The organism is Arthrobacter sp. Soil_N43 (genome assembly GCF_057655195.1).
The window spans coordinates 1-25824 of sequence record NZ_JBDGML010000034.1; the positions used below are offsets into that span (position 1 = coordinate 1).

Consider the following 25824-nt stretch of genomic DNA (forward strand, 5'->3'; position numbering starts at 1 on the left):
ATCGGGTCGATGATCCAGCGCCTGGAGCCGTGGCCGGAACTGCCGAACTCCTCGCCAAGAACGGCGTCCCGGGGCCGGGACCGGGACAACTGGCCCCGGATGGACTCCTCGGCGGCTTTGTCGGCATCCGTGACCGGCGTCAGGTCGGGCTTGGTTTCGATCTGAAGGTCAAGCGCCTTGAACCGGCTCATGGTCTGGTCATCCACGGAATCCGCCAGCACATGGGCAAGTCTCAGGTCATCGTTGTAGCTCGAAGCGGGTTGGGTCATGGTTCCAAACTACCGTCAAAGGCCCGGCGGGGCGGGGATGTCCGCACGCCGGAGGCGCCGTGCGGCTCAGCTGACGCTTCCCAGTTCCTTCGTTTCCTGGGCTTCCATGCGCGGATCGGTGCCGAGCAGCCGGCGCAGGGAGGCAAGGCGGGCAGGGCCGGAGGGTCCTGCATTGCCGGCCTCCACCCAGGCGTCCACGCCGCAGTTCACGGCGGACGCATCGTGCTTGCAGCCCCGCTCGCAGGCCTCCGTACCGGGCTCGAGGTCGGGGAAGGAATGCAGGATCCGGTCCGGATCCACATGGGCCAGCCCGAAGGAACGGATACCCGGGGTGTCGATGATCCAGCTCCCGGCGGGCGCATCGGCAAGCTTCAGCGCGAGGGCCGACGACGACGTGTGCCTGCCGCGTCCCGTGACGGCGTTGACGCCGCCGGTAGCCCGCTCCGCTCCGGTCAGCGCGTTCACCATGGTGGATTTGCCGACGCCGGAGTGGCCGAGCATGACGGTGACCTTGCCGTCCAGATGGGCGCGCAGCTCGGAAACTGCGTGCATGTCGAGGCGGGCGGACAGCCCGTCGTCGGAGCGGGCGTCGATGCCGGAGGCCGCCGAGTCGGCCGTTCGGCTGATGATGACGGGGAAGTCGAGGTGGCGGTAGTTGTCCAGCAGCTCCGCGGGGTCCTTGACGTCGGCCTTGGTGACGAGCAGCAGCGGCTCGATGCCGGCGTCGTACGCGGCCACCAGCGCACGGTCGATGAACCCGGTGCGGGGTTCCGGGTTCGCTGCGGCCACCACAACCACCAGCTGGTCCGCGTTGGCCACGACGGCCCGTTCGATCGGGTCGGTGTCGTCGGCGCTGCGCCGCAGCAGCGTCTTCCGGTCTTGGATCTTTACGAGCCGGGCCAATGTGTCGGGGTCGCCGGACACGTCGCCCACGAGGGACACGAAGTCGCCGGCCACCACGGGGGAGCGGCGGAGCTCCCGGGCGCGGGCGGCGATGACGGTGCGTTCATCGCCGGAGTCCTCGCCCACCACGGCCGTGTAGCGCCCGCGGTCAACGGTGATGATGCGCCCGGTGACGGCGTCCTCGTAGGCGGGCCGGTCCTTGGTGCGGGGCCGCGTCCCCTTCTTGTTGGGGCGGATCCGGACGTCGGACTCGTCCCAGGAGTCAGTGCTGCGTGCCACCGGGGGTCCCTGCGCCGTTCCCATGGGCCGGGGCGCTGCCCTGCGCGAGCATGTCTGCCCACAGCTGTGGGAAGTCCGGCATGGTCTTGGCCGTGGTGCCGATGTCCTGGACCTCTACGCCCCTGACGGCCAGGCCGAGGATCGCGCCCGCTGTGGCCATCCGGTGGTCAGCGTAGCTGCGGACCACGCCGCCATGGAGCTTGGCGGGCCGGATGACCAGTCCGTCCTCTGTCTCCTGCGCATCCCCGCCAAGCCCGTTGATTTCCGCGACCAGCGCGGCCAGGCGGTCCGTCTCGTGGCCCCGCAGGTGGGCGATGCCGCTGAGCCGGGACGGGCCGGTGGCGAGCGCACAGAGGGCGGCCACGGTGGGGGCGAGCTCACTGGTGTCGGCGAAGTCCGCGCCGCGGATCTCGTTTCCGCCGGTGACGGTCAGTGTTCCGGCGTCCAGCGTGACGGCGGCACCCATTTCCGTGAGGATGCTCCGCCACAGGTCGCCGACCTGCGTGGTGTGTTCAGGCCAGTCCGGAATGCGAACGGTGCCGCCGGATGCCAGGGCCGCCGCGAGGAAGGGCCCGGCGTTGGACAGATCCTGTTCGATGCGTTCGTCAAAGGCGCGGATTGGTCCCGGGCTGACGATCCAGTGGTTCGGTGTTGCGTCGTCCACCTCCACGCCGACTCCACGCAGCACGGCCACTGTCATATTGATGTGGTCCAGGCTCGGTACGGAGTCGCCGGAGTGTTCAAGGTGCAGGCCTTCGGTGAAGCGTGCGCCGACCAGCAGCAGGGCGGAGACAAACTGGGATGACGCGCTCGCGTCGATTACCAGATGGCCGCCCCTGACCTCTCCCGTCCCCTCAACGCGGAAGGGCAGGGACGACGGCGTTGAGCCGGCTTCGCCGCGGACGGTGACGCCGAGTGCCGCCAGCGCTTCGATGATGGTGCCCATCGGGCGCTCGCGGGCGTGCGGGTCGCCGTCGAAAACGGATACACCCTTGCGGAGCGCCGCCAGGGGCGGAACGAACCGCATGACCGTGCCGGCGAGGCCGCAGTCGATGGCGGCGTCCAGGACACCGGAATCTGACGGGATGGGTGTCACTTCGAGGTCCGGGCCGAAGGGGCCGTCACCCGGCACCTCGCGGACGTCGGCGCCCAGCTGACGCAGCGCTCCTACCATCAGGGCCGAGTCCCGCGAGTGCAGCGGCGCCCGCAGACGGGACGGCCCGTCCGCCAGGGCTGCGAGCACGAGATACCTGTTGGTCAGTGACTTCGAACCGGGGACGCGCACCGTGGCGTCAATGGGCCGCTCCGCAAAGGGCGCGGGCCAGTGCCCGGCATCGCCGGTGTGGCCGGCGGTGGCGTCCGTGATGGATCCTGTCATTCCTGCCTATGCCCCCACTGCATGGTCTACGGCCTTGCGGACAGCCTTGTCAGCCTTGTGCAGCTTTTTCCCGGTGGTCCTGCGGGCATCCGAAGCCAGGTGGCTCGCCGTCTTCCGGGCATCCGCGGCGAGGTGCTCGGCGCGCCAGGCGAGGCTCGGCTTGCCGGCGGTGTCCACGGAGGCCAGCAGCACTCCGCCGGTCAGGGTGACGTTCTTGAGCAGCTGGGTGCGGCGGGCATCACGGCCTTCCTTGCTGCTGATATCGGCGCTGCGCCACTCAACGAACGCGTTCAGGGCCGAGATGACAGCCAGGAGGCCTGCCGACAGCCGTGCGGCCTTGCCTGTAGCGAACAGGACGCCGGCGCCCACCTGCGTACCGCCGATGACCCGGGCCAGGACCTTCTCGTCGGTCTGGAAGGGGAGTGCATCGGCAGCGCGCCGCAGGAGGGGGGACAACTGCTCCACAGTGTCGTCCGCATTCCTGAGCTTGTCCACGCCGGCGAGGACGAAACTTGAAGCCAGCATAGGCCGGGCGAGAAAACGGACTAAGGACATGAATTTCCTCCTGGATGGACGAGCCGCGGTGACTGCGGCGGAGTCGGTTCTAGTCTTGCACTTTTGCGGAATATTTGCCCGCCGGACGTCGTTGTGCTGTGCAGGTCCGGAAAGGTCGGGACAGTAGTCCGCGTCCGTTTCCGGGATGACAGCTTGCCGGGCACCGTCCCGGCCGCCGCATGCCGCGGAATCCGGACGCAGGGTTTCAGCGGCCAGCCATGCGGGAAATGTGAAGTGGAGATGGAGCTTTGACTTTGGTGAAAGACGCTGTGGAGTTGCGGGGGCCGATAGACATAGCCGCATTTGAGGTGCGCGAGTTCGGCATGGCGCGGGAGGAGCCGGCCGCTGTTTCCTACGGCGTCGGACCCCGTGCCGCCGGCGTCTCCCGGCCGGTCCGGCCGGTGACAGTAGACTTGAAGGCAATGAGCACCGTGGATCCGGCCGTAGAGGCCACGCAAGAGGACGCCGGGAACGGCGCCGAGGACATCAGCACCCCACAGCCCGCGTCGCCGGCGGAGGAAATTGATGTCGCCGCCGAAAGCCCGGAAGAGCGCCGGGCGCGGTTTGAACGCGACGCCATGCAGTACGTGGACCAGCTGTACTCGGCAGCGATGCGGATGGCACGAAACCCGTCCGACGCCGAGGACCTCGTCCAGGAGGCCTACACCAAGGCCTTTTCGGCGTTCCACCAGTACAAGCCCGGCACCAACCTGAAGGCATGGCTGTACCGGATCCTGACCAACACGTACATCAACCTCTACCGGAAGCGGCAGCGCGAGCCGCTGCAGTCCAATTCGGACACCATAGAGGACTGGCAGCTTGCCCGGGCTGAGTCGCACACCTCGAGCGGACTTCGTTCGGCCGAGGCCGAAGCCCTGGACCACCTGCCTGATTCGGATGTCAAGCGCGCGCTCCAGGCCATCCCGGAGGAGTTCCGGCTGGCTGTCTACTTCGCGGACGTCGAGGGCTTCGCCTACAAGGAGATTTCAGACATCATGAACACTCCCATCGGCACCGTCATGTCGCGGCTGCACCGCGGCCGCAAGATGCTGCGCGACATGCTGGCTGACTATGCCGCCGAACGGGGATTCAAAGCTGCTGCCGACCCCAATGCAGCAGCAGAAAGCAACAAACAGGAGAACAGGAAATGAGCGACTGCCAGGGATTGGGCGATTGCGACGACGCCCGGATGCAACGGATCTACGAGTATCTGGATGGTGCCCTGACCCGCAGTGACATTGCGGAGATCAAGCATCATCTTGATGAGTGTCCGGAATGCACGGAGCAGTACGACCTCGAGTGCGTCATCCGCAACATGGTCAAACGGTCGTGCACCGAAGCCGCTCCGGCGAATCTGAAGAACGCGATCCTGGACAGAATCCACAACATCCGGCCAGTGGACGCTTGACGCAGGCCCCGTTCTTAGAGCATTAAAAACACAGTGCCCCCGCAACCGGCAGGTTGCGGGGGCACTGCGTTTAAGCTTCGGTTCAAGCCGTGGCTTAGGTGTTGGGGCGCTTCCCGTGGTTAGCGCCGCCACGCTTACGGTCACGACGTTTACGTGCACGCTTGCTCATAGCTGGCCTCCTTAATATCGGTACTCGAAAGAGCTGCCCTCAAGTCTCCCACATCACGGGACGGGCCGCGAACCGGCGGCATCAGGGGACGCGGGGGCGGCAGGGCGGCTTAGTCTTTCAGTGAATTCCGGATTGCGATGCGTGCCTGGTCGAGGACCGTTCTGACGGTTTCGAGCGTCACCGGGGTGATGGGGTGCGCGACGGCCTGCCTGCGGAGCTCCACGCGCAGGTCGTCCCTGAACGCCTGGAGCAGCATTTCCGCTTCCTTGAGCATGACCTGGGCCTCGGGGGCAGGCCTGGAGGCAGACGCGCGCGAGGCAGCCGGCATGGCGGCGGACCGGGCCGCTTCAGCGGAGGCCGCCAGATCCGCACGCAGGCCGCGCATATTGCTGCGGATGTCAGCGCGGAGATCGTCCGCCAGCCTGCGCACGGACGCCGAAATATCCTTTTCCACGCCGGCGAGTTCGTCGCGCCGGCTGTTGAGCTCGGCCAGGCCGGCGGCCGTGATGCGGTAGTTGGTGCGGCGGCCTTCCGACTGCGTGGCCACCAGTCCCTCTTCCTCCAGCTTGCCCAGCCGCGGATAGATGGTCCCGGCGCTGGGGGAATACGTGCCGCCGAACCTTTCGCTGAGCGCCTTGATCAGTTCGTAGCCGTGCTTGGGGCCGGACTCCAGGAGGGCGAGGAGGTAGAGCCGCAGAGCGCCGTGGGCAAAGACCGGTGGCATTAGAGTCCCGCTTCTGCGTCCGCGGGAGCCGGGCTGTGGAAGATGGAGGTCTTGCCGGACACCGAGTTGGTCCGGACCAGCATCAGCTTCGCATCGGGACCGGCGATGGTCTGCACCGTGCCCCCGGGCTGCGTGTACTTCTGGTCATCGATCACTACCGCGCCGCTGGCTGATTTGGCCACGATGTCGACGCCGACGTCGTGCGGAAGCCGGATGGTGAGGTCGCCGGAAACGGAGTTCGCCCCGAAATCGTGGGTGAAGTCCTGGAGGTCAAAGCTCATGTCACCGCTGACGGTGTTGGCGCGGATGTTGCTGAACCGGCCCGACGCCGTGACCTCGCCTGAGACGCTCTTTGCCGTCAGCACGCCCCGGTGGTTCCGGGCTATGACTTCCCCGCTGACGGTGTTGACGTGGAGGTCACCGGACGTTCCGTCCGACATGACGGATCCGGAGACGGTGTTGAGCCTGGTGTGGCCGGTGATCCCGGAAACCAGTCCGTCGCCGCTGACGGTTCCTGCCTCAACTTCGACGCCGGACGGCAGGGCGATGCTGATCGCCACGGTATTGTCGCTGCTGTTGTTGACGGCCCCCATTAGGGTCTTGAACCAGCCCTGCGGGCCGTGCAACTGGTGCCGGACCTCCAGCCGGCCATGGGTCAGCGTCACAGCGAGCGGGTCGCCGTGAACGTCCGAGACCTCAAGCCGGGCCACGTCTTCCGCATGGGTGACGATGTCGAACCGGCCCCTGACAATACCGAGCTTTAGCGCAGTGACGCCGTCGATATCGATGGTTTGCGGGCCGGTGACCGTCCACGAGCGCTCTTCCATGATTCCCTCCACTTGCGATATATCGTGACTATGCGGCAACCCTACATGCCGCCGCGCACAAGATCAAGATATATCGCGAGTGGATCCTGCTATTCCGGAGCGTCGATACCCAGCCACTGGAACCAGCCGCGGTGGAGGACAAGCCACGCCATCAGCCCGTACCCCGCCTGGCCGGGAGTGCCTCCGTTTGCCGCGAGGTCCTGGCGCCACTGTTCATGGTTGAGCAGCGGCGTGAACGTGTCCACGTAGTGGTGCTTGCGGCGGGTCGTCACGTCGGCGAAGGCGGTGTTTAGTTCTCCGAGCCGGCGGTTGTGGGCAGGATCCAGCGTCGGCGGCGGCCCCACGACAAAAACCTCAAGCCGCTTCTGTGTGGCGGAATCAAGAATGTTGGCCAGATTGAGCCGGCTCCGGGCGGTGGACAGGCCGAACTCCACATCGCGCCCCGAGAGGCCAATGACCAGCCGGTTTTCATGCAGGTCACTGAAGCGGCGGCCGGCTTCCTCGAGCCAGCGGGCCGCGAGGCCTTCGGTGCCCTCCTGCGGGCAGGGTAGGGCGTAGCTCTCAACGGACATGCCGTCCTGCGGAGTGCGGGCCAGCACACGGCCCAGCCAGCCCAGTGCCCGGGGATCCCCGAGGCCGGCCAGCAGTTCATCTCCAACAGCTGCGATGCGCAGCTTCCTGTCTTCCACTACTACCTCTTCACTTATATTGCGGACGTGCCCTGCGTGCCGGATGCGCCCGCACGGCGGCCCGATCCGGCGCCTCCGCGGACGTCCCCGCCTGTGTCCATTAACTCATGCCGATTAAACAGAACTGCCCGGCTGGAACGGTATGTCACCGTCCGGCCGGGCAGTTGCCCTGCTACTTGCGCGCGAAGGCCTGCTTCAGGAGCGAATCCTGCTCGGCAGCGTGCCGCTTCATGGAGCCGGCCGCCGTGGATGCCGACGCGGGCCGCGAGATCAGCCGGATCTTGCGGTCCAGTGCCTGTGGCAGGTTCAGGCCCATGAACGGCCACGGACCCTGGTTCGCGGGTTCGTCCTGCGCCCAGACCACTTCGGCGTTGGGGTACTTGGCCAGCTCCGCTTCGATTTCCGCCTGCGGCAGCGGGTAGAGCTGTTCCACGCGGACGATGGCGGTTGTCTTGTCGCCCGTCTTCTGCCGGGTGGAGAGCAGATCGTAGTACAGACGGCCGGAGACGAGGAGGACGCGTTCGACGGCGTCCGCCTGCAGCTGCTCATGCTCGCCAATGACCGGCCGGAAGCCGCCGGTGGTGAAGTCCTCCACGGCCGACGCGGCGGCCTTGAGGCGCAGCAGCTGCTTCGGCGTGAAGATGATGAGCGGCTTGCGCGGACGGCTGTACGCCTGGCGGCGCAGCAGGTGGAAGTGCGAGGCTGCCGTCGTGGGGTTGGCCACGATCATGTTTTCCTCGGCGCACAGCTGCAGGAAGCGCTCGATACGGGCGGAGGAGTGGTCCGGGCCCTGGCCCTCGTAGCCATGCGGAAGCATCAGCACCAGTGACGAGCGCTGGCCCCACTTCTGCTCGGCGGACGAGATGAACTCATCGATGATGGTCTGGGCGCCGTTGACGAAGTCACCGAACTGCGCTTCCCAGAGCACCAGGGCATCGGGGCGCTCCACCGAGTAGCCGTATTCGAAGCCCATGGCCGCGTATTCGGACAGCAGGGAGTCGTAGATCCACAGCTTGGCCTGGTCGTCGGAGAGGTTGCCCAGGGGCAGCCACTCGTTGCCGTTGGCGCGGTCGTGGAAGACGGCGTGGCGCTGCACGAAGGTGCCGCGGCGGGAGTCCTGGCCGGCGAGGCGTACGGGCACGCCCTCCATGATGAGCGAGCCGAAGGCCGCGATCTCGCCGAAGCCCCAGTCGATGCCGCCTTCGCGGGACATCTGCTCGCGCTTCTCAAGCAACTGCTTGAGCTTCGCGTGGACGGTGAAGCCTTCGGGGATTTCCAGGTGCGCCTTGCCGATCCGGGCCAGCGTGTCGGCCGAAATGGCGGTGGACGCCGGGGCGTTGGTGCCGAAGTCCGACTGCTGGGCCTGCGGCCGCTCGATGTCCGACACCGCGGCGGAGTCCGCCGTGATGATCGGGATCGGCGAGGTCTGCGCCGCATGGGTTTCGGCGAAGACGCGCTCGAGGCGCTCCTGGTAGTCGCGAAGCAGCTGCTCCGCTTCTTCCTCGGTGATGTCGCCGCGGCCGATCAGGGACTCGGTGTAGAGCTTGCGGACCGAACGCTTGGCTTCGATGAGGTTGTACATCAGCGGCTGGGTCATTGAGGGGTCGTCACCCTCGTTGTGGCCACGGCGCCGGTAGCAGACCATGTCGATGACAACATCCTTGTGGAACTTCTGCCGGAACTCGTAGGCGAGCTGGCCGATGCGGACCACGGCCTCGGGATCGTCGCCGTTCACGTGGAACACCGGTGCCTGGATCATCTTCGCGACGTCCGTGGAGTACGTGGACGACCGTGACGAGGACGGCGCGGTGGTGAAGCCGACCTGGTTGTTCACCACCACGTGGATGGTGCCGCCGGTGCGGTAGCCGCGCAGCTGGGAGAGGTTGAGGGTCTCGGCCACGACGCCCTGGCCGGCGAACGCAGCGTCACCGTGCACCATGATGGGCAGTACGGGGAACGCCTCGCCCTGGTCCAGGCGGTCCTGCTTGGCGCGGACGATGCCCTCAAGCACGGAGTCCACGGCCTCGAGGTGTGACGGGTTGGCGGCCAGGTAGACCTTGGTCTCGTTGCCGTTGTCCGAGGTGAACGTGCCCTCGGTGCCCAGGTGGTACTTGACGTCGCCGGAACCCTGCACGGAGCGGGGATCCTGGGTGCCCTCGAACTCACGGAAGACCTGGGCATAGGTCTTGCCGGCGATGTTGGTGAGCACGTTGAGCCGGCCGCGGTGGGCCATGCCGATGGCAACCTCGTCCAGGCCGTCGTCGGCGGCGTCGGAGATGATCGCGTCGAGCAGCGGAATCAGGGACTCGCCGCCCTCAAGGGAGAAGCGCTTCTGGCCAACGAACTTGGTCTGCAGGAAGGTCTCGAAGGCCTCGGCAGCGTTGAGCTTGGAGACGATGCGCAGCTGCTCTTCGCGGCTCGGCTTGGAATACGGGTGTTCCAGCTGGTCCTGGAACCACTTGCGCTCGGCAGGCTCCTGGATGTGCATGTACTCGATGCCGGTGGTGCGGCAGTAGGCGTCACGGAGAACGCCGAGGATGTCGCGGAATGCCAGCTGCGGCTTGCCGCCGAAGCCGCCCGTAGGCCATTCGCGGTCCAGGTCCCACAGCGTCAGGCCGTAGGTGAGGACGTCGAGGTCGGGGTGCTTGCGCTGGACGTACTCCAGCGGATCGGTGTCCGCCATCAGGTGCCCGCGGACGCGGTAGGAGTGGATCAGCTGCTGGATGCGTGCGACCTTGTTGATCTGGTCGGACGGATCCACCTGCAGGTCCGGGCTCCAGCGAACCGGCTCGTAGGGGATGCGCAGCGCTTCGAAGATCTCGTCGTAGAAGTTCTGGGCACCGAGCAGGAGCTGGTGGACCAGCTTGAGGAACTCGCCGCTGCCCGCACCCTGGATGACGCGGTGGTCATAGGTGGAGGTCAGCGTGAGGACCTTGCTGATGGCGTTGTGCGCGATGATCTTCTCGCTGGCACCCTGGAATTCAGCAGGGTAGTCCAGGGCGCCGACGCCGATGATGGCGGCCTGGCCCTTGGAGAGGCGCGGCACGGAGTGCACGGTGCCGATGCCGCCGGGGTTGGTCAGGGAGACCGTGGTGCCCTGGTGGTCGTCTGCTGTCAGCTTGCCGTTGCGTGCGCGCTTGATCAGGTCTTCGTAGGTGTGCCAGAACTCCGAGAAGTTGAGCGTCTCCGCCTTCTTGATGTTCGGAACCATGAGCAGCCGTGTGCCGTCCGGCTTCGGCATGTCGATGGCGATGCCGAAGTTCACGTGGGCGGGCTGGACGGCAACAGGCTTGCCGTCCACTTCGTCGTAGTACACGTTCATGGACGGGAACTGGGAGAGCGCCCGGATGACCGCGTAGCCAATGAGGTGCGTGAACGAGACCTTGCCGCCGCGTGCACGGGCCAGGTTGGAGTTGATCACGACGCGGTTGTCGATGAGGAGCTTGGCCGGAATCGCCCGGACAGACGTGGCGGTGGGCACCTCAAGGCTGGTGACCATGTTGGACGCGATGGCCTTGGCAGGACCGCGCAGGACGGAGACAACGTCTTCCTCGGGCGCTGTGGGCGCCTTCACGTTCTTGGGCAGCTGGGCCGGAATGGGCTGGGCGCCGGTGCCCGCCTCAGTCTTCTTCGCGCCATCGCGGGCCACCGTTGCCGGGGCCTTCTTGGCAGGTGCGGCTGCCGGCGACGATGCCGGCGGAGCCGCAGGTGCTTGCGGGGCAGGGGCCGCCGAGGCCGGGGCCTGGGCCGGGGGAGCTACAACGGGCATTTCGCGGGTGGCCGGGTGGGCCGGCGCTGCCGGGCCGGGGGCGCCGTTGGAGGACGGGCCGTTGCTGCTGTCAAAGGATTCGAACAGGGGCCACCATTTTGCGTCGACCGTATTCTTGTCCTGCTGGTAACGCTCGTACAGTTCGTCAACGAGCCACTCGTTTCCGCCAAATTCCTCTGGTAGACGGTGGCTAGGCTGCTCTGGCACTTGAAATACGCCTCTTCCATGAGTTTGAATTCCCTCTGGTCGCCACGGTGCCACGGCACAACAATCGAACCAGTTTCTGTGTCCTATGAACCCAGACCTCTGCCAGTCTAGTGACGATCTGCGGTTAACTGCCAATAAGGGTGACTCAAATCATGTAGCCGCTGAATTGTGGCATGGGTCCGGCTTAAAACCGGCTGAATCTGTTCGTTCCCGGCGGCTGTGGACGCTGGTCCGCAATCCCCTGAAACAGGCCGCGCTCCGGGCGCTTCCTGCCGCCGGCGGCTGGCGATCGCAGCCCACGACCCGGATGTGCTCCTGTAGACTGCAATTCTTATGGACAGTAAATCTAGGTGCCGGCCTGGGGGCTGTCAGCGGAGCAATATCAGCAGTCCCGCGCAGCCCACCCGCAGAGCCGGCAAACCCCGTTCACGTTCCCGTCAAAGTGCCTCGCCGCAGTTCTCCGGGACCACCCTGAAAACAGCGCAGGCCTCGGCCGACCATCCTCCGCCTGGCTCTGTGCCGCCCCGGGCAGGCCGCTAAATGGAGTGGCTTCTTCTCGCAGCAGGTTTCCTGCTGATTTTCGGCACCGGTTTCTTCGTCGCCGTCGAATTCTCCCTCATCGCTCTTGACCAGCCGACGGTGCAGCGCGCCGTGGACGACGGCGACGCGGCGGCGGTCCCGCTCCTCAAGTGCCTGAAATCGCTGTCCACGCAGCTGTCCAGCTGCCAGCTCGGCATCACGATGACAACGCTGTTGACCGGCTATGTCATGGAACCCTCGGTGGGGGCGCTGCTGCATGCTCCGCTCACCCTGCTGGGACTCCCGGACGCCGTGGCGGGATCTGTCTCGCTGGTGCTCGCCATGGTGATTGCCACACTGCTTTCCATGCTGCTCGGCGAGCTGGTCCCGAAGAACATGGCGATCGCCCTGTCGTTCCGCATGGGAAGGGCCCTGGCAAGGCCACAGCTGATTTTTACGGCCATCTTCAAGCCAGCCATCATTGTCCTCAATGGATTTTCCAACAAGGTGCTGAACGTCTTCGGGCTCGAAGCGAAAGAGGAGATCTCAGGGGCGCGGACGCCGGCCGAGCTCGCTTCCCTGGTCCGCAGGTCGGCGGCGATGGGGACCCTTGACCCGGGGACCGCGAACTTTATCGCCCGGACACTGAATTTCTCGGGCCGGACGGCCGCCGATGTGATGACCCCCCGCATCCGCGTCGAGACCATCGACGCCGACCAGCCCGTCTCGGATATCGTTGACGCCGCGCGCCGCACCGGATATTCGCGGTTTCCCGTTATCGGCGATTCCGCAGACGATATCCGCGGACTGGTCCACGTGAAGAAAGCGATTGCAGTGCCTGCCGGACGCCGGGCGAACCTGGAGGCCGGGGCGATCATGACGGATGTTCTCCGCGTCCCTGAAACCATCCACCTCGACGCCCTGCTGGCTGAGCTCAAGGAAGGCAACCTGCAGCTTGCTGTGGTGTTGGACGAGTACGGCGGAACAGCGGGCATCGCCACCCTGGAGGACCTCGTCGAGGAAATCGTGGGGGAAGTTGCCGATGAGCACGACAAGGTACGGCCGGGCCTGCTGCAAAGCGCCTCCGGCGACTGGTACTTCCCCGGCCTGCTGCGGCCGGATGAACTGTCCGAACAGATTCCCGGGCTCAGCGTTCCGGACGAAGCAGCATATGAAACGGTGGGCGGCTACGTCATGAGCGAGCTCGGGCGCATAGCGTCAGTGGGGGACACCGTCCCGGTGGGCGGCGGAACGCTCAGCGTCACCCGCATGGACGGTCGCCGGATCGACCGCATCTGCTTCAAGCCGGACCGTGAGCCCAGCGAAGGCTCCGCCCTGGACGGCGCCGCGGCGGACGCCCACGCCCGCAAGGGGAACGGCAGGAACGGTCCGGCCAGGAATGGTTCGGCCAAGCACGGTTCGTCCAGGAATGGCGGAGCGGCATGAGCGACTGGGCTGGAATTCTCTGGCTGGTCCTGCTGCTCATCGGCAACGCGTTCTTCGTCGCGGCCGAGTTTGCCGTGATGTCTGCGCGCCGAAGCCAGATCGAGCCGCTCGCTGACGCCGGCTCCGTGCGTGCCCAAACCACCCTGCGCGCCATGGAGAACGTTTCTCTGATGCTGGCCTGCGCCCAGTTGGGCATCACGGTCTGCTCCCTGCTGATCCTGCTCGTTGCGGAACCGGCAATTCACCACCTGCTGGCTGTTCCCCTTGAATCGCTCGGCGTGCCCATGGAAATTGCCGATGTGGCCGCCTTTGGCGTGGCTCTGATGGTGGTGACGTTCCTGCACGTGACTTTCGGGGAGATGGTGCCGAAGAACGTCTCCGTTTCGGTGGCCGACAAGGCAGCCCTGCTCCTGGCCCCGCCGCTCATGTTCATCGCCCGAATCGTCAACCCGGTGATCGTTGCGCTGAACTGGTCCGCGAACCACGTGCTCAAGCTGATGCGGATCGAGCCCAGGGACGAGGTCAACTCCTCCTTTACCCTGGAAGAAGTCCAGTCCATCGTGCAGGAGTCCACACGGCACGGGCTGGTGGACGATGATGCGGGCCTCATTACCGGCGCGCTCGAGTTTTCGGAGTACACGGCCGGGGATGTCATGGTTCCGCTGGAGCGGCTGGTCATGCTGAAGACCTCGGCGACGCCGGTCGAGTTTGAGAAGGCCGTGAGCCGTACCGGCTTCTCCCGGTTCCCGATGGTGGACGACGACGACATGCTGTCGGGCTATCTGCACATCAAGGACGTGCTTTCGATTCCTGACTCGGGCTACCAGCATCCCATTGCCGAAAGCAGGATCCGGTCGTTGGCCAACCTGCCGCGGGACGCGGAGATAGAAAATGCCATGTCCGTCATGCAGCGTACCGGTTCGCACCTTGCCCGCGTGATCGGCCCCGACGGCCAGACGGAGGGCGTCCTCTTCCTGGAAGACGTCATCGAGCAACTGGTGGGCGAAATCCGTGATGCCACCCAGGCCAAGGGCATACGCCGGCTGGGACAGCCCGATGGCGAATAGCAGAGGGGCGCTGCAACCAATCCTAAATAGGAATCATTCCTATTTAGCGGTACACTCGTAGGGTTGCACGTTCCGTAACCCGTCCCCAGAACCGAGGTTTTTCCCTTGCGCCGTACCCTCCGTACCTCCCTGACCGCAGCCGTCGCCGGTGCCGGCCTGATGCTGACAGCCTGTGGATCACCGGCGGCCTCCCAGGAGCAGGCAGACGCCGGCGTCTCCGTTGTCACGTCCACGAATGTGTACGGAGACATCGTCAAGGCGATCGGCGGCGACAAGGTGGACGTCAAGGCCATCATCACCAAATCGAGCCAGGACCCGCACTCGTATGAGGCCAGCGCCCAGGACAGGCTCGCGATCTCCAAGGCGGACCTCGTCGTGGAAAATGGCGGCGGCTACGACGACTTCATCCACAAAATGGCGGATGACAGCAAAATCTCCCACGACAGCATCGTCAGCGCCGTGGAGGTTTCGGGCCTCGCACCTGAGGAGGCCGCAGGGCACTCGGAAAGCAGTGAAGGCGGCCACGCGCACGATCACGGCGAGTTCAATGAACACGTCTGGTACAGCGTCCCGGCCATGGGACGCCTGGCCGACGCCGTCGCCACCAAGCTTGGCACGCTCGCGCCCGGTTCGTCAGCGGAATTCACGGCGAATGCCGCTGCCTTCAAATCGCGGCTAACTGACCTGGAGGGGAAGCTCGGAACGGTCAAGGCAGCCCACAGCGCCGCCCGCGTCGCGGTGACGGAACCTGTCCCGCTGTACCTGCTGGAAGCAGCCGGCCTGGAAAACCGCACTCCGGCCGAATACACGGCCGCTATCGAAGAGGGCAGCGATGTGCCCCCGGCCGTGTTGCGGGCCGCGACCCAGCTGGCGGCTTCGCCGGACGTGAGCTTCCTCGCCTACAACGAACAAACCGAAGGACCGCAAACGGAGGCACTGAAAAACGCTGCCGACGCCGCCGGCGTCCCGGTGGTGCAATTCAGCGAAACCTTGCCCGAGGGCAAGACCTACCTGGAGTGGATGACGGACAATGTTGAGAACATCTCTACTGCCCTGGAGAAGAAGAAACCTTGAATCCAGTGATCAGCCTGCGGGACGCTTCCCTCAAGTTCGGCAGGCGGGCACTCTGGGAAGATCTCAACCTGGACATCCGCCCGGGCGAGTTCTTCGCAGTCCTGGGACCTAACGGGAGCGGAAAGACCAGCTTCCTCAAAGTGCTGCTCGGGCTCCAGGAACTGCATTCCGGCACTGCTTCCCTCGGCGGCCACCCGGTGGAACGGGGGAGCCACCTGATCGGCTACATCCCGCAGCAGAAGCCCTTTCCTCCGGACACACCCATGCGCGCGAGGGACCTCGTGGGGCTCGGCGTCGACGGCCACAGGTGGGGAGTCCGGCTCGGAAACGCAAAGGCAGACCGCCGGATCGATGAACTGCTTGACCTCGTGGGAGCCACCGAGTACGCCAAGGTCCCCGTGGGGCAGCTCTCGGGCGGAGAGCAGCAACGGCTGCGCGTGGCGCAGGCCCTCGCCACCGACCCGAAAGTGCTGCTCTGCGACGAGCCGCTGCTGTCACTTGACCTTCACCACCAGCAGGCCGTGAGTGCACTCATTAATGACCAGTGCCATGAGCAAGAGAGCGCCGTGGTGTTCGTGACCCACGAGATCAATCCGATCATCGACTACGTCGACCGGATCCTTTACCTCGCCGGCGGCCGGTTCAGTGTGGGCACGCCCCACGAGGTGATGACCACCGAGGTCCTGTCCGAGCTGTACGACAGCCACGTCGATGTGATCCACGCGAACGGAAGGATCGTCGTCGTCGGACTGCCGGATGCGACGACGCACCACCATGACGATGCCCGCGCCACGGCGGGAGAGGGCGCCTGATGGATCTGGAAGGCATTCTGCAGTCGGTCTTCAACTTCGAAAATTACGGCGAGCTGCTGGTCCTTGTCCAGAACTCCCTCTGGGCAGGGGCGGTGCTCGGCCTGCTGGGCGGACTGGTGGGCACCTTCGTGATGAAGCGCGACCTCGCCTTCGCCGTCCACGGCATCTCAGAGCTTTCTTTTGCCGGGGCAGCCTTTGCGCTGCTCATCGGCGCCGACGTCGTGTTCGGCTCCCTGATCGGTTCGGTGGCGGCGGCGCTGCTCCTCGGGTTCATGGGCGTCAGGGCACGCGACAAGAACTCCATCATCGGCGTGATCATGCCCTTCGGGCTGGGACTGGGCATCCTCTTCCTGTCCCTCTACGAGGGGCGGGCCGCCAACAAGTTCGGCCTGCTCACAGGGCAGATTGTCTCGGTGGATACGGTGCAGCTGCAGGCGCTGGCCGGAACCGCCATGGTGGTGATGGCCGGCCTGATCGCCATCTGGCGGCCACTGAGCTTCGCGAGCGTCGATCCCGAGCTCGCCGAGGCGCGCGGCGTTCCCGTGCGATCCCTCGCGCTGGCCTTCATGGTGCTCCTGGGCATCAGCGTGGCCCTGTCGATTCAGATTGTGGGGGCGCTCCTGGTCCTGGCCCTGCTGATTACGCCGGCCGCGGCTGCCCTGCGCGTGACGTCCTCGCCGCGGCTGGTGGTGGTCCTCAGCGTCGTGTTCGCCATGGTCGCCACAGTAGGCGGCATTCTCCTCGCCTTGGGTGGCCGCATTCCCATCAGCCCCTACGTGACCACGCTGTCGTTCCTGATCTACGTGGTGTGCCGAGTCATCGGCAGCGTGCGCGCGAAGCGCGGGCTTAACGGCAGGGTCCTGCGGACTGCCTAACGGCCTGGAAGGCCGCCTCCTACTGCGTAGCGCCGGCCTTCCGTGCCGAGCAGTCGGGGCACAGGCCATAGATTTCGACCGTGTGCGCCACCTCGGTGTAGCCGTGTTCCTGGGCGGTGCGGGCGGCCCAGGTCTCCACGGCGGGCGCTTCCACTTCCACGGCCTTGCCGCAGCTCCTGCACAGGAGATGGTGGTGGTGCCCAGTGACGGCGCACCGGCGGTAGACGGCCTCGCCTTCGCCGTTGCGGAGTACGTCCACGAGGCCTTCGTCGGCAAGAGACTGCAGGATTCGGTAGGCGGTGGCCAGGGAGACGGAGACGCCCTGGTTCTGCAGGATCCGATACAACTCCTGGGTGCTGACGAAGTCGTGCAGCTCATCCAGGGCGGCGCTTACCGCCAGCCGTTGCTTCGTGACCCGTTGCTCTTTCCCGCCAGCCGCAACCAGAGGGGTCAGCGGCCTGCCTTCAGCGCTGGCGCCGTGTGGCATGAATGGACTCGCTTCGCTTAGGGATACTTGCGTGTTCAAGATTACCAGCCGGAGGCCCGTGGACACTGATCGGCCGGTTCCCTAGGCTGGCCGGATGAAGCTGACCAAATTCACGCACTCCTGTGTCCGCTTGGAAAAAGACGGACACGTCCTGGTCATTGACCCCGGCGGGTATTCCGAATCCGCCGAGGCGCTCGACGGCGCCCATGCAGTCCTCGTCACCCATGAGCATCCTGACCACATCGATGTGGCTGCGGTGACGTCGGCCCTGAAGGACAACCGTGAGCTGGAGCTGTTCGCACCGGAGGGTGTTGCCGACAACCTGCGGAAGGAAGTACCGGAAGCCGTGTCCCGCGTCCACACGGTTGAGCCCGGAACGTCCTTCGACGCTGCCGGGTTCGGGATCAGGAGCTTCGGCGGGCAGCATGCCCTGATTCATCCGCACGTTCCGATAGTGGCCAACATCGGCTACCTCGTGGAGGAAAACGTGTACCACCCCGGGGACTCGTTCATCATCCCGGACGGCATCAGTGTCCGGACTCTCCTGGTTCCGGTTCACGCGCCGTGGAACAAGGTCAGTGAGGTGGTGGACTTTGTCATTGGAGTGCGCGCCCCGCGGGCCTTTCCAATCCATGACGGACTGCTCAACGGCACGGGCCTGGACCTCGTGGAGGGCCACGTCAAGCGCCTGGGTGCCAGGTACGGCACGGAGTACGCCCGGCTTTCCGCCCGGGAATCGGTGGACGTCTAGGGGTTCCAGACTCCGGAATCGAAAAATTCCCGGATGGTTCTTTCATGCGGCTCGGGATCCAGCCCCTGCGCTGCAAGCCACGCCGGGCTGTAGTAGTTACCCGCATAGCGGTCACCGCCGTCGCACATGAGCGAAACGATGCTGCCGCGCTGCCCCTCGGCGATCATCTCAGCCACCAACTGCCAGACTCCCCATAGGTTTGTCCCCGTGGAGGGCCCCGCATGCAGGCCCGCCAGCGCCCGGAGCTGCCGCATGGCGGCGACGGAGGCGGCGTCCGGCACCTGGATCATGCGGTCGATCACGGTGGGTACGAAGCTGGGCTCCATCCGCGGCCGTCCGATGCCCTCGATCCGCGAGGGGCGGCCGGTGCTGAAGTCAGCCGCTCCACTGCGCCAGCCCGGATAGAACGCCGAATTCTCGGGGTCCACCGCCGTCAGTCCCGTGTCGTGCCGGTGGTAGCGGAGGTACCTCCCGATGGTTGCACTGGTGCCGCCCGTTCCGGCGCCGACCACGATCCAGCGGGGGACCGGATGCTCTTCCAGCGCGAGCTGCCCGAAGATGGATTCGGCGATGTTGTTGTTGCCGCGCCAGTCTGTGGCCCGCTCGGCGTAGGTGAACTGGTCCATGTAGTGGCCGTTGCTCGTGGCCGCCACCTCCGCCGCGGCCGCGTAGACCTCGGACGCATGGTCCACCAGCAGGCACGCGCCGCCGAACTGCTCGATCAGTGCTATCTTCTCGGGGCTCGTGGTGCGCGTCATGACGGCAATGAACGGCAGCCCCAACAGCTGCGCGAAGTACGCTTCGGAGACCGCGGTGCTGCCGCTGGACGCCTCCACGATGGTGGTGCCTTCGGTGATCCAGCCGTTCACGAGGCCAAACAGGAACAGGGAACGGGCCAGCCGGTGCTTCAGGCTTCCTGAGCGGTGCGTGGATTCGTCCTTGAGGTACAGTTGGACGCCCCAGTGCTCCGGCAGCGGCACCGAATAGAGGTGCGTGTCAGCCGACCGGTTGTTCTCCGCATTGATTTTACGGATGGCTTCGTCAGCCCAGGCCCGGGCACCGCTGCGTACTTTGCTCACCGGTTCAGCCTACCGGCGACCGGACAGCCGCGGCGTTAGAGTTGGTGCTGCCGGCAGCGGCCGGTCCAATCCGAAGGAGAGCCGGTGGATACCCTCATGGACGTGTCTGCGCTGAACGCCCGGCTGGTTTCCGGCCAGCGCACTGTACTGCTGGATGTCCGGTGGGCGCTGGGTGATCCCGACGGCCCCCGGCATTACCTTGACGCCCACATTCCCGGCGCAGTGTACGTTGACCTTCCCACTGAGCTGGCCGCACCGGCGGAGCCCGCCCGCGGGCGGCACCCGCTGCCTTCGCTGCCCAGCTTTGAGCGCGCAGCCCGCCGCTGGGGCATCCGTGCAGGTGACGTCGTGGTTGCCTACGATGACGCCGGCAACACGTCCGCGGCGCGCGTCTGGTGGATGCTCCGCAACGCCGGATTCCGCAGCGTCTGCCTGCTCGACGGCGGTCTGGCCGCCTGGCGGCGGGCCGGTTTGCCGCTGCAGGGCGGGCCGCAGGAAGCGATCCCTGGCGATGTGACGCTCAGCGACGGCGCCATGCCCGTTATCGACCGTGCACAGGCGGCTGACTGGGCCAACCACGGTGTACTGCTCGATGCGCGTGCCGGCGAACGGTACCGCGGTGAGGTGGAACCAGTGGACCCGCGCGCGGGCCACATCCCCGGTGCCGTCAGCGCCCCCACCACCGAAAACCTCGACGCCGCCGGACGTTTCCTTCCGGCACAGGACCTCCGGCGCCGGTTCGTCCGGCTGGGCGCGGGTGCAGAAACGCCGACGGCGGTCTACTGCGGCTCCGGCGTCACCGCAGCCCACGAGATCGCGGCGCTGGACATCGCGGGGATCCCCGCAGCACTGTTTCCCGGGTCCTTCTCGGAGTGGTCCAACGACCCTTCACTGCCCGTCGCCACCGGCGCCGAGCCCGCTGGTCCGACTGGCACTGGTCCGGCAGCGGAGGGTAGCGTCGCAGTATGACTCCTGGACGCCCCGTACCCCCGCCGCTTGCCCTGCACGTTCCCCTTGCCGATGACACTTCTCCGGCCACGGATGAAACTGCGGGACGCACAGTGGGACGCCTGGCCGCCGCCCGCGGCGCCGTCTCCAGCACCAGCGGCCTGGTGCCGCTCACGGTGGCACGGCGCGCCCCAAAGGCGGACGACGTCGAAATCGCCATCGAGTTCTGCGGCCTGTGCCATTCAGACGTGCACGCCACCCGCGGGGAATGGGGCACGCAGAACTATCCGCTGGTCCCCGGGCATGAGATTGTGGGCCGGGTCAGCCATGTAGGTTCAGACGTGGACGACTTCGCCCCCGGCGACCTCGTGGGCGTGGGCTGCATGGTTGACTCCTGCCGCGAATGTGAAAGCTGTCTTGACGGACTGGAACAGTACTGCGAGCGCGGCCTGACCGGCACCTATGGTGCGAAGGACGCCCGGAACGGCGATGCCGTCACCCAGGGCGGTTACGCCTCGTCCGTGGTTGTGGACCGCCGCTACGTCCTGCGCGTCCCGGAAAACCTCGACCCCGCGGCCGTGGCGCCGCTGCTGTGCGCCGGCATCACCACGTTTTCGCCGCTCCGCCACTTCGGCGTCGAGGAAGGCGACGTGGTGGGCGTCGTGGGCCTGGGCGGCCTGGGTCACATGGCCGTCAAGCTCGCCAGGGCCATGGGGGCCGAGGTGAAGGTGTTCACCACTTCAGAGTCCAAGGTTTCGGCAGCCCTGGAACTCGGTGCCGACAGCGTCATCCTTTCCCGCGATGAGGACGCCATGGCCGCCGCGAACCGCAGCATCGACCTGATCATCGACACCGTGGCGGCACCGCACGACCTGAACCCGTTCTTCCGCACGCTGCGCCGGGACGGCGCCCTCTTCCAGCTGGGGCTGCCCTCCGACGCCATGCCGCCCGTGAACCCCGGTGCGCTGATCCGGCGCCGGATCGCGTACGCCGGTTCCCTCATCGGCGGCATCGCGGAAACCCAGGAGATGCTCGATTTCTGCGCCGAGCACGGCGTGGTGTCCGACGTCGAGATTGTCCGGGCGGACCAGCTCAACGACGCGTATGACCGGATGGTCGCGGGCGACGTCAAGTACCGTTTTGTCCTGGATACAACCACCCTGCAGGCACCGTCGGAAAGGGCTGACGCATGAGCACGCTGTTCACCAAGATTCTCAACGGGGAAATCCCGGGACGGTTTGTCTGGCGCGAACCGGACGTCTCGGCGTTCCTGACCATGGGACCCCTGGCCGACGGGCACACGCTCGTCGTGCCCACCGAGGAGGTGGACCGCTGGACCGACGCACGCCCGGAAACCCTGGCCAAGGTCATGGAGGTGGCACGCCGCATCGGCGCGGTCCAGGTTGAGTCGTTCGGAGCAGCCCGGGCAGGCCTTATCGTGGCCGGCTACGAGATCAACCACATGCACGTGCATGTCTGGCCATCGAACAGCATGGCCGAGTTTGATTTCGCCACCGCGGACCACAGCCCGGACCCTGCCCGGCTCGACGCCAACGCGGAAAAGCTCCGCGCCGGGCTCCGCGACGCGGGCTACGGCGAGTTCGTACCGGACGCTTAGGCCGCGAGGGCCTTGTTCAGCACGGCACGGATCCGCTTCTCCGAGACCGAGTAGGCGGTGCCAAGTTCGACGGCGAACAGGCTCACCCTCAGTTCCTCGATCATCCAGCGGACCTGAGTGAGCTCTGCGCCCGCCCGGCGGCCGGGCAGCAGGGCTGACACGGCGTCGTCATACTCGTCCTCCAGCCGCTGCACCGCGGCCATGTGCAGGGCGTCGCGCTGCACATTGCCCGGCAGCTTCTCGAGGCGTTTTTCGATGGCAGCGAGGTAGCGCGGCAGCTGGCTCAGCTGGGCATAGCCCGTCCGGGCCACGAATCCGGGAAACACCAGCTGCTCGAGCTGGCTCTTGATGTCGTTGAGCGCGCTGATGAGCGCCAGGCTGGTGGTGCCCTTGAGCTGTCTTTCGATCCGCCGCGTGCTGGCAAGGATGCGTTCCACGACGGCGGTAACGCTGAAGACCGTGTCGATCAGCTCCGCACGGACCTGCTCGTACAGGGCGTCGAACGAGGCCTTGTCCCACGGGAGTTCCGCCGGGGTGAGCTTGTCCACCGCGGCGAGGGCGCAGTCGGCGATCAAGGCCGACACCGAGCCGTGCGGGTTCTGGCTGAAAGTCAGTTTCTCCGTGTTGTTCAGGTGTTCCAGGACATAGCGGTCCGGCGAGGGCACCCTGAGGGCCAACAGACGGATAACGCCGCCGCGCATGGCCTCCTGCCGCTCGGACGCGGACTGGAACACGCGCAGCGCCACGGACTTCCCTTCGTCCACGAGCCCGGGGTACCCGGTCACGGTGTGCCCCTTGACCGTAACGCTGACTTCGCGCTGCACTGTGCCGAAAGACCACTCGGTCAGGCCGGACTGTTCCGTGAAACCCTGTGGTGCCTGCGGCCGGTCTTCACGGGGCGGCAGGGCCGAAGCCTGCGAGCCCTTCTTGGGAGTGCGTGGCCCGGCCGTGGCAGGGGTGGCCCCGAGTGATTCCGCGATGGCACGCCGTGTGGCCGGCGCGAGCCGCTCCTGCAGCGCTTCCAGGTCCTTGCCCTCGCCCAGCACCTTGCCGCGGCTGTCCACCACTTTGAAGCTCACGCGAAGATGCTGCGGAACCGCGTCCCAGTTCCAGGAGCCCGGCGGAATGATATGCCCCCGGAGCCGCCGCAGCACCAGTTCAAGGGCGGGCTCAAGATCGTCCTCGGCAGGATCGAAGTCGGCCTCCAACGCCGCTACCGCCTGTCGGGCGACGTCGGGAGCGGGAACAAAGTTCTTTCGGACCTGCTTCGGCAGTGACTTGATCAGCGCGGTGACCAGTTCCACCCGCTGGCCGGGAATCAGCCAGCGGAAGGGTGCATCCTCGAGCTGGTTCAGGAACAGGACCGGCACTTCGGCCGTGACGCCGTCGGAAGGGTTGGGCGGCGATCCGGGCGCCACCGGGTGGAATTCGTAGCTCAGTGGCAGCTCGAAGCCCTTGTGCAGCCAGGTCTTGGGATAGGCGGATTCGTCAAGGGTGTCGGCGTCTTCGCTGAGGAGCAGCGATTGGTCGAAGTCCAGCAGGGACGGGTCCTGCTGTCGCGCGTCCTTCCACCACCTGTCGAAGTGCCGCTCCGAGACTACGTCCTTGCCCACGCGGGCGTCATAGAACTCAAAGAGGGTTTCGTCGTCCACCAGCAGGCCGCGGCGGCGCATCCTCGCCTCGAGTTCCTCGACTTCCTGGAGCAGCGCGCGGTTGCGGTGGAAGAACTTGTGGTGGGTTTTCCAGTCGCCTTCGACCAGCGCATGCCGGATGAAAAGCTCGCGGGCCAGAACGGGGTCAACTTTGCCGTAGTTGATCCGGCGCTGGGCGATGATGGGCACGCCGTACAGCGTGACCTTCTCGTAGGCCATCACCGAGCCCATCTTCGTGGACCAGTGCGGTTCGCTGTAGGTGCGCTTCACCAGGTCCGGGGCTACCTGTTCGGCCCAGGCCGGGTCGAACTTCGCCGCAACCCGGGCCCACAGCCTGCTGGTTTCCACGAGCTCCGCGGCCATGACGAACGTGGGGGATTTCTTGAACAGGGCTGACCCCGGGAAGATCGCGAAGCGGCTGCCCCGCGCCCCCGCATACTCCCGCTTGCGCTCATCGAGGATACCGATATGGCTCAGCAGCCCGGACAGCAGGCTGATGTGGACGCCCTCGTGATTGCCGACGGGGTCGGCCTGCCGCTTGTTGTCCAGGCTGATGCCCAATGGCCGGGCCAGCTGCCGCAGCTGGGCGAACAGATCCTGCCATTCGCGGACACGGAGGTAGTTGATGAATTCATTGCGGCACAGCCGTCGGAACTGGGTGGAGGACAGCTCCTGCTGCTTTTCCTGGAGGTAGTTCCACAGGTTCAGGAAGCCCGTGAAGTCCGAATTCTCGTCGCGGAAGCGGGCATGCTTTTCCGCGGCCAGCTGCTGCTTGTCGGTTGGGCGCTCGCGCGGGTCCTGGATGGTAAGCGCGGCCGCCAGGATCATGACCTCGCGGACACAGCCGCGTTTTCCCGCTTCTACGATCATCCGGCCAAGCCGCGGGTCCACCGGCAACTGCGCCAGCTTCTGCCCGACGGCGGTCAGGCCGCCGCTCTTGGCGTCCGCTTGTGCGTTTTGCGGTCTGACGGCACTCAAGGCACCGAGTTCCCGAAGCAGCGTCACGCCGTCGTTGATCGCCCGCGAGTCCGGCGGCTCCACGAAGGGGAAGTTCTCCACGTCCTTGGGGCCGCGGGCCACGCCCATGGCGGTCATCTGCAGGATGACGGCCGCGAGGTTGGTGCGCAGGATCTCCGGATCGGTGAACTGGGGCCTGGACTCGTAGTCCTCTTCCGAATAGAGCCGGATGGCGATGCCGTCGGAAACACGGCCGCAGCGCCCGGAGCGCTGGTTGGCCGAGGCCTGGGACACGCGCTCGATGGGCAGCCGCTGCACTTTGGTCCGGTGTGAGTACCGCGAAATGCGCGCAGTGCCCGTGTCCACGACGTACTTGATGCCGGGCACGGTGAGGGACGTTTCGGCGACGTTGGTGGCCAGCACAATCCGCCGGTTGCCACCGGGGTGGAAGACCTTGTGCTGCTCCTGCAGGCTCAGCCGGGCGAACAGGGGGAGGACCTCCGTGCCGGCCAGCCGCCGGTTGGACTGGATCCGGGCGTTGAGGGCCTCGGCGGCGTCCCGGATTTCGCGCTCGCCGGAGAAGAAGATCAGGATGTCGCCGGGCGCTTCGAGGGCCAGTTCGTCGACGGCGTCACAGACGGCGTCGAGCGGGTCGCGGTCCTCCTCGAGTTCGTCGTCGGAGGAGATGTCCTCATCGTCACCCGCAGACGCGCCGCCCGCCGGCTGGGACAGCGGCCGGTAGCGGATCTCCACCGGGAAGGTGCGTCCGGACACCTCGATGATGGGGGAGGGGTCCTCGTCGGTTCCGAAGTGCTTGGCGAACCGCTCCGGATCGATGGTGGCGGAGGTGATGATCACCTTCAGGTCGGGCCGCTGCGGCAGGATCCGCTTGAGGTAGCCCAGGATGAAGTCGATGTTGAGGCTGCGCTCGTGGGCTTCGTCGATGATGATGGCGTTGTACTTGCGCAGCAGTTTGTCGCGCTGGATCTCCGCGAGCAGGATGCCGTCGGTCATGAGCTTGACCTTCGTGGAGCGGCTGACTTCACCGGTGAAGCGGACCTGGAAGCCGACTTCCTGGCCGATCTCCACGCCGAGTTCCTCCGCGATCCGCTCGGCCACTGTCCGGGCGGCGAGCCGGCGCGGCTGCGTGTGGCCGATCAGTCCGTTCTCGCCCAGGCCCAGTTCAAGGCACATCTTGGGGATCTGGGTGGTTTTCCCTGAGCCGGTCTCACCGGCAATGATGGTCACCTGATTGGCCGCGATAGCGGCCATCAGGTCCTCGCGGCGCTCGGAGACCGGCAGCTCGGCGGGGTAGGAGATATGAAAAGTCATGGCTGGACCCAGTCTACTGCGGCAGGCGCG

At 66.1% G+C, this 25824-nt stretch carries 23 protein-coding genes; 11 read left to right on the forward strand and 12 right to left on the reverse strand.

The genetic code is table 11. The annotated features are described in order from the left end of the window. From AC3A3W_RS02125 to AC3A3W_RS02140, 4 genes are all read right to left on the reverse strand, one after another. Window positions 1–269, reverse strand: a 269-nt coding sequence (locus tag AC3A3W_RS02125) for an inositol monophosphatase family protein (protein WP_487440244.1), incomplete at its 3' end; no start/stop codon positions are given. A 66-nt stretch (window positions 270–335) separates the two neighbouring features. Beyond that, the gene (rsgA, locus tag AC3A3W_RS02130; RefSeq protein WP_487440245.1) at window positions 336–1451 is read right to left on the reverse strand and encodes a ribosome small subunit-dependent GTPase A; all 1116 of its coding nucleotides are present in this window, start codon (window positions 1449–1451) and stop codon (window positions 336–338) included. After that, window positions 1435–2829: a 3-phosphoshikimate 1-carboxyvinyltransferase gene (gene aroA, locus AC3A3W_RS02135; protein ID WP_487440246.1), complete on the reverse strand. Its 1395-nt coding sequence runs from the start codon at window positions 2827–2829 to the stop codon at window positions 1435–1437. Before aroA ends, rsgA begins: the two co-directional genes overlap by 17 nt. 6 nt (window positions 2830–2835) lie before the next feature. Beyond that, complete coding sequence (locus AC3A3W_RS02140) at window positions 2836–3384, reverse strand: DoxX family protein (RefSeq protein ID WP_487440247.1); 549 nt, start codon at window positions 3382–3384, stop codon at window positions 2836–2838. A gap of 248 nt (window positions 3385–3632) precedes the next feature. Between AC3A3W_RS02140 and AC3A3W_RS02145 the strand changes: the two genes are divergently transcribed. Together AC3A3W_RS02145 and rsrA are read left to right on the forward strand one after the other, a co-directional pair. Next, a complete protein-coding gene (locus AC3A3W_RS02145) occupies window positions 3633–4535 on the forward strand; it encodes a sigma-70 family RNA polymerase sigma factor (RefSeq protein WP_487440248.1) in 903 nt (300 codons plus the stop codon). Continuing rightward, window positions 4532–4792: a mycothiol system anti-sigma-R factor gene (gene rsrA / locus AC3A3W_RS02150; protein ID WP_205655327.1), complete on the forward strand. Its 261-nt coding sequence runs from the start codon at window positions 4532–4534 to the stop codon at window positions 4790–4792. Before AC3A3W_RS02145 ends, rsrA begins: the two co-directional genes overlap by 4 nt. Window positions 4793–4886: 94 nt before the next feature. Here rsrA and AC3A3W_RS02155 read toward each other — a convergent pair whose 3' ends face one another. The 5 genes from AC3A3W_RS02155 to AC3A3W_RS02175 form a co-directional block, all read right to left on the reverse strand. Beyond that, window positions 4887–4961, reverse strand: a complete 75-nt coding sequence (locus tag AC3A3W_RS02155; protein ID WP_369299106.1) for a 50S ribosomal protein bL37 — start codon at window positions 4959–4961, stop codon at window positions 4887–4889. A 109-nt stretch (window positions 4962–5070) separates the two neighbouring features. Next, window positions 5071–5685: a PadR family transcriptional regulator gene (locus tag AC3A3W_RS02160; RefSeq protein WP_487440249.1), complete on the reverse strand. Its 615-nt coding sequence runs from the start codon at window positions 5683–5685 to the stop codon at window positions 5071–5073. Next, entirely contained in the window at window positions 5685–6512 is an 828-nt protein-coding gene (locus AC3A3W_RS02165; RefSeq protein WP_487440250.1) for a DUF4097 family beta strand repeat-containing protein, read from the reverse strand. Before AC3A3W_RS02165 ends, AC3A3W_RS02160 begins: the two co-directional genes overlap by 1 nt. 89 nt (window positions 6513–6601) lie before the next feature. After that, window positions 6602–7201: a GDSL-type esterase/lipase family protein gene (locus AC3A3W_RS02170; protein WP_205655324.1), complete on the reverse strand. Its 600-nt coding sequence runs from the start codon at window positions 7199–7201 to the stop codon at window positions 6602–6604. Window positions 7202–7373: 172 nt separating this feature from the next. Then, window positions 7374–11177 (reverse strand): multifunctional oxoglutarate decarboxylase/oxoglutarate dehydrogenase thiamine pyrophosphate-binding subunit/dihydrolipoyllysine-residue succinyltransferase subunit, encoded by a 3804-nt coding sequence (locus AC3A3W_RS02175; RefSeq protein WP_487440251.1) that lies wholly within the window; start codon window positions 11175–11177, stop codon window positions 7374–7376. Between the two features lie 540 nt (window positions 11178–11717). On the opposite strand from AC3A3W_RS02175, the gene AC3A3W_RS02180 reads away from it, so the two are divergent. From AC3A3W_RS02180 to AC3A3W_RS02200, 5 genes are all read left to right on the forward strand, one after another. Beyond that, window positions 11718–13142: a hemolysin family protein gene (locus tag AC3A3W_RS02180; protein ID WP_487440252.1), complete on the forward strand. Its 1425-nt coding sequence runs from the start codon at window positions 11718–11720 to the stop codon at window positions 13140–13142. Further along, complete coding sequence (locus tag AC3A3W_RS02185) at window positions 13139–14209, forward strand: hemolysin family protein (protein ID WP_487440253.1); 1071 nt, start codon at window positions 13139–13141, stop codon at window positions 14207–14209. Before AC3A3W_RS02180 ends, AC3A3W_RS02185 begins: the two co-directional genes overlap by 4 nt. A gap of 105 nt (window positions 14210–14314) precedes the next feature. After that, window positions 14315–15283: a metal ABC transporter substrate-binding protein gene (locus AC3A3W_RS02190; protein ID WP_487440254.1), complete on the forward strand. Its 969-nt coding sequence runs from the start codon at window positions 14315–14317 to the stop codon at window positions 15281–15283. After that, window positions 15280–16095 carry a metal ABC transporter ATP-binding protein gene (locus tag AC3A3W_RS02195; protein ID WP_487440255.1) on the forward strand — a complete coding sequence of 272 codons (816 nt, stop codon included), beginning with the start codon at window positions 15280–15282 and terminating at the stop codon, window positions 16093–16095. The genes AC3A3W_RS02190 and AC3A3W_RS02195 overlap by 4 nt, the downstream gene beginning before the upstream one ends. Continuing rightward, entirely contained in the window at window positions 16095–16970 is an 876-nt protein-coding gene (locus AC3A3W_RS02200) for a metal ABC transporter permease (RefSeq protein ID WP_487440256.1), read from the forward strand. The genes AC3A3W_RS02195 and AC3A3W_RS02200 overlap by 1 nt, the downstream gene beginning before the upstream one ends. A 19-nt stretch (window positions 16971–16989) precedes the next feature. Here AC3A3W_RS02200 and AC3A3W_RS02205 read toward each other — a convergent pair whose 3' ends face one another. Beyond that, window positions 16990–17457 carry a Fur family transcriptional regulator gene (locus tag AC3A3W_RS02205; RefSeq protein ID WP_240460647.1) on the reverse strand — a complete coding sequence of 156 codons (468 nt, stop codon included), beginning with the start codon at window positions 17455–17457 and terminating at the stop codon, window positions 16990–16992. Window positions 17458–17551: 94 nt separating this feature from the next. Between AC3A3W_RS02205 and AC3A3W_RS02210 the strand changes: the two genes are divergently transcribed. Further along, window positions 17552–18208 (forward strand): MBL fold metallo-hydrolase, encoded by a 657-nt coding sequence (locus AC3A3W_RS02210; RefSeq protein ID WP_487440257.1) that lies wholly within the window; start codon window positions 17552–17554, stop codon window positions 18206–18208. Here the strand turns inward: AC3A3W_RS02210 and AC3A3W_RS02215 are convergent. Beyond that, window positions 18205–19287, reverse strand: a complete 1083-nt coding sequence (locus tag AC3A3W_RS02215; protein ID WP_487440258.1) for a PLP-dependent cysteine synthase family protein — start codon at window positions 19285–19287, stop codon at window positions 18205–18207. The genes AC3A3W_RS02210 and AC3A3W_RS02215 overlap by 4 nt on opposite strands. Before the next feature lie 84 nt (window positions 19288–19371). On the opposite strand from AC3A3W_RS02215, the gene AC3A3W_RS02220 reads away from it, so the two are divergent. From AC3A3W_RS02220 to AC3A3W_RS02230, 3 genes are read left to right on the forward strand one after another with little or no spacing between them, the layout of a single operon-like run. Beyond that, window positions 19372–20256 carry a sulfurtransferase gene (locus AC3A3W_RS02220; protein WP_487440259.1) on the forward strand — a complete coding sequence of 295 codons (885 nt, stop codon included), beginning with the start codon at window positions 19372–19374 and terminating at the stop codon, window positions 20254–20256. Then, a complete protein-coding gene (locus AC3A3W_RS02225) occupies window positions 20253–21428 on the forward strand; it encodes an NAD(P)-dependent alcohol dehydrogenase (RefSeq protein ID WP_487440260.1) in 1176 nt (391 codons plus the stop codon). The genes AC3A3W_RS02220 and AC3A3W_RS02225 overlap by 4 nt, the downstream gene beginning before the upstream one ends. Next, window positions 21425–21853 (forward strand): HIT family protein, encoded by a 429-nt coding sequence (locus AC3A3W_RS02230; protein WP_487440261.1) that lies wholly within the window; start codon window positions 21425–21427, stop codon window positions 21851–21853. Before AC3A3W_RS02225 ends, AC3A3W_RS02230 begins: the two co-directional genes overlap by 4 nt. Here AC3A3W_RS02230 and hrpA read toward each other — a convergent pair. Beyond that, window positions 21850–25794: an ATP-dependent RNA helicase HrpA gene (gene hrpA / locus AC3A3W_RS02235; RefSeq protein ID WP_487440262.1), complete on the reverse strand. Its 3945-nt coding sequence runs from the start codon at window positions 25792–25794 to the stop codon at window positions 21850–21852. The genes AC3A3W_RS02230 and hrpA overlap by 4 nt on opposite strands. Window positions 25795–25824: the final 30 nt, after the last annotated feature.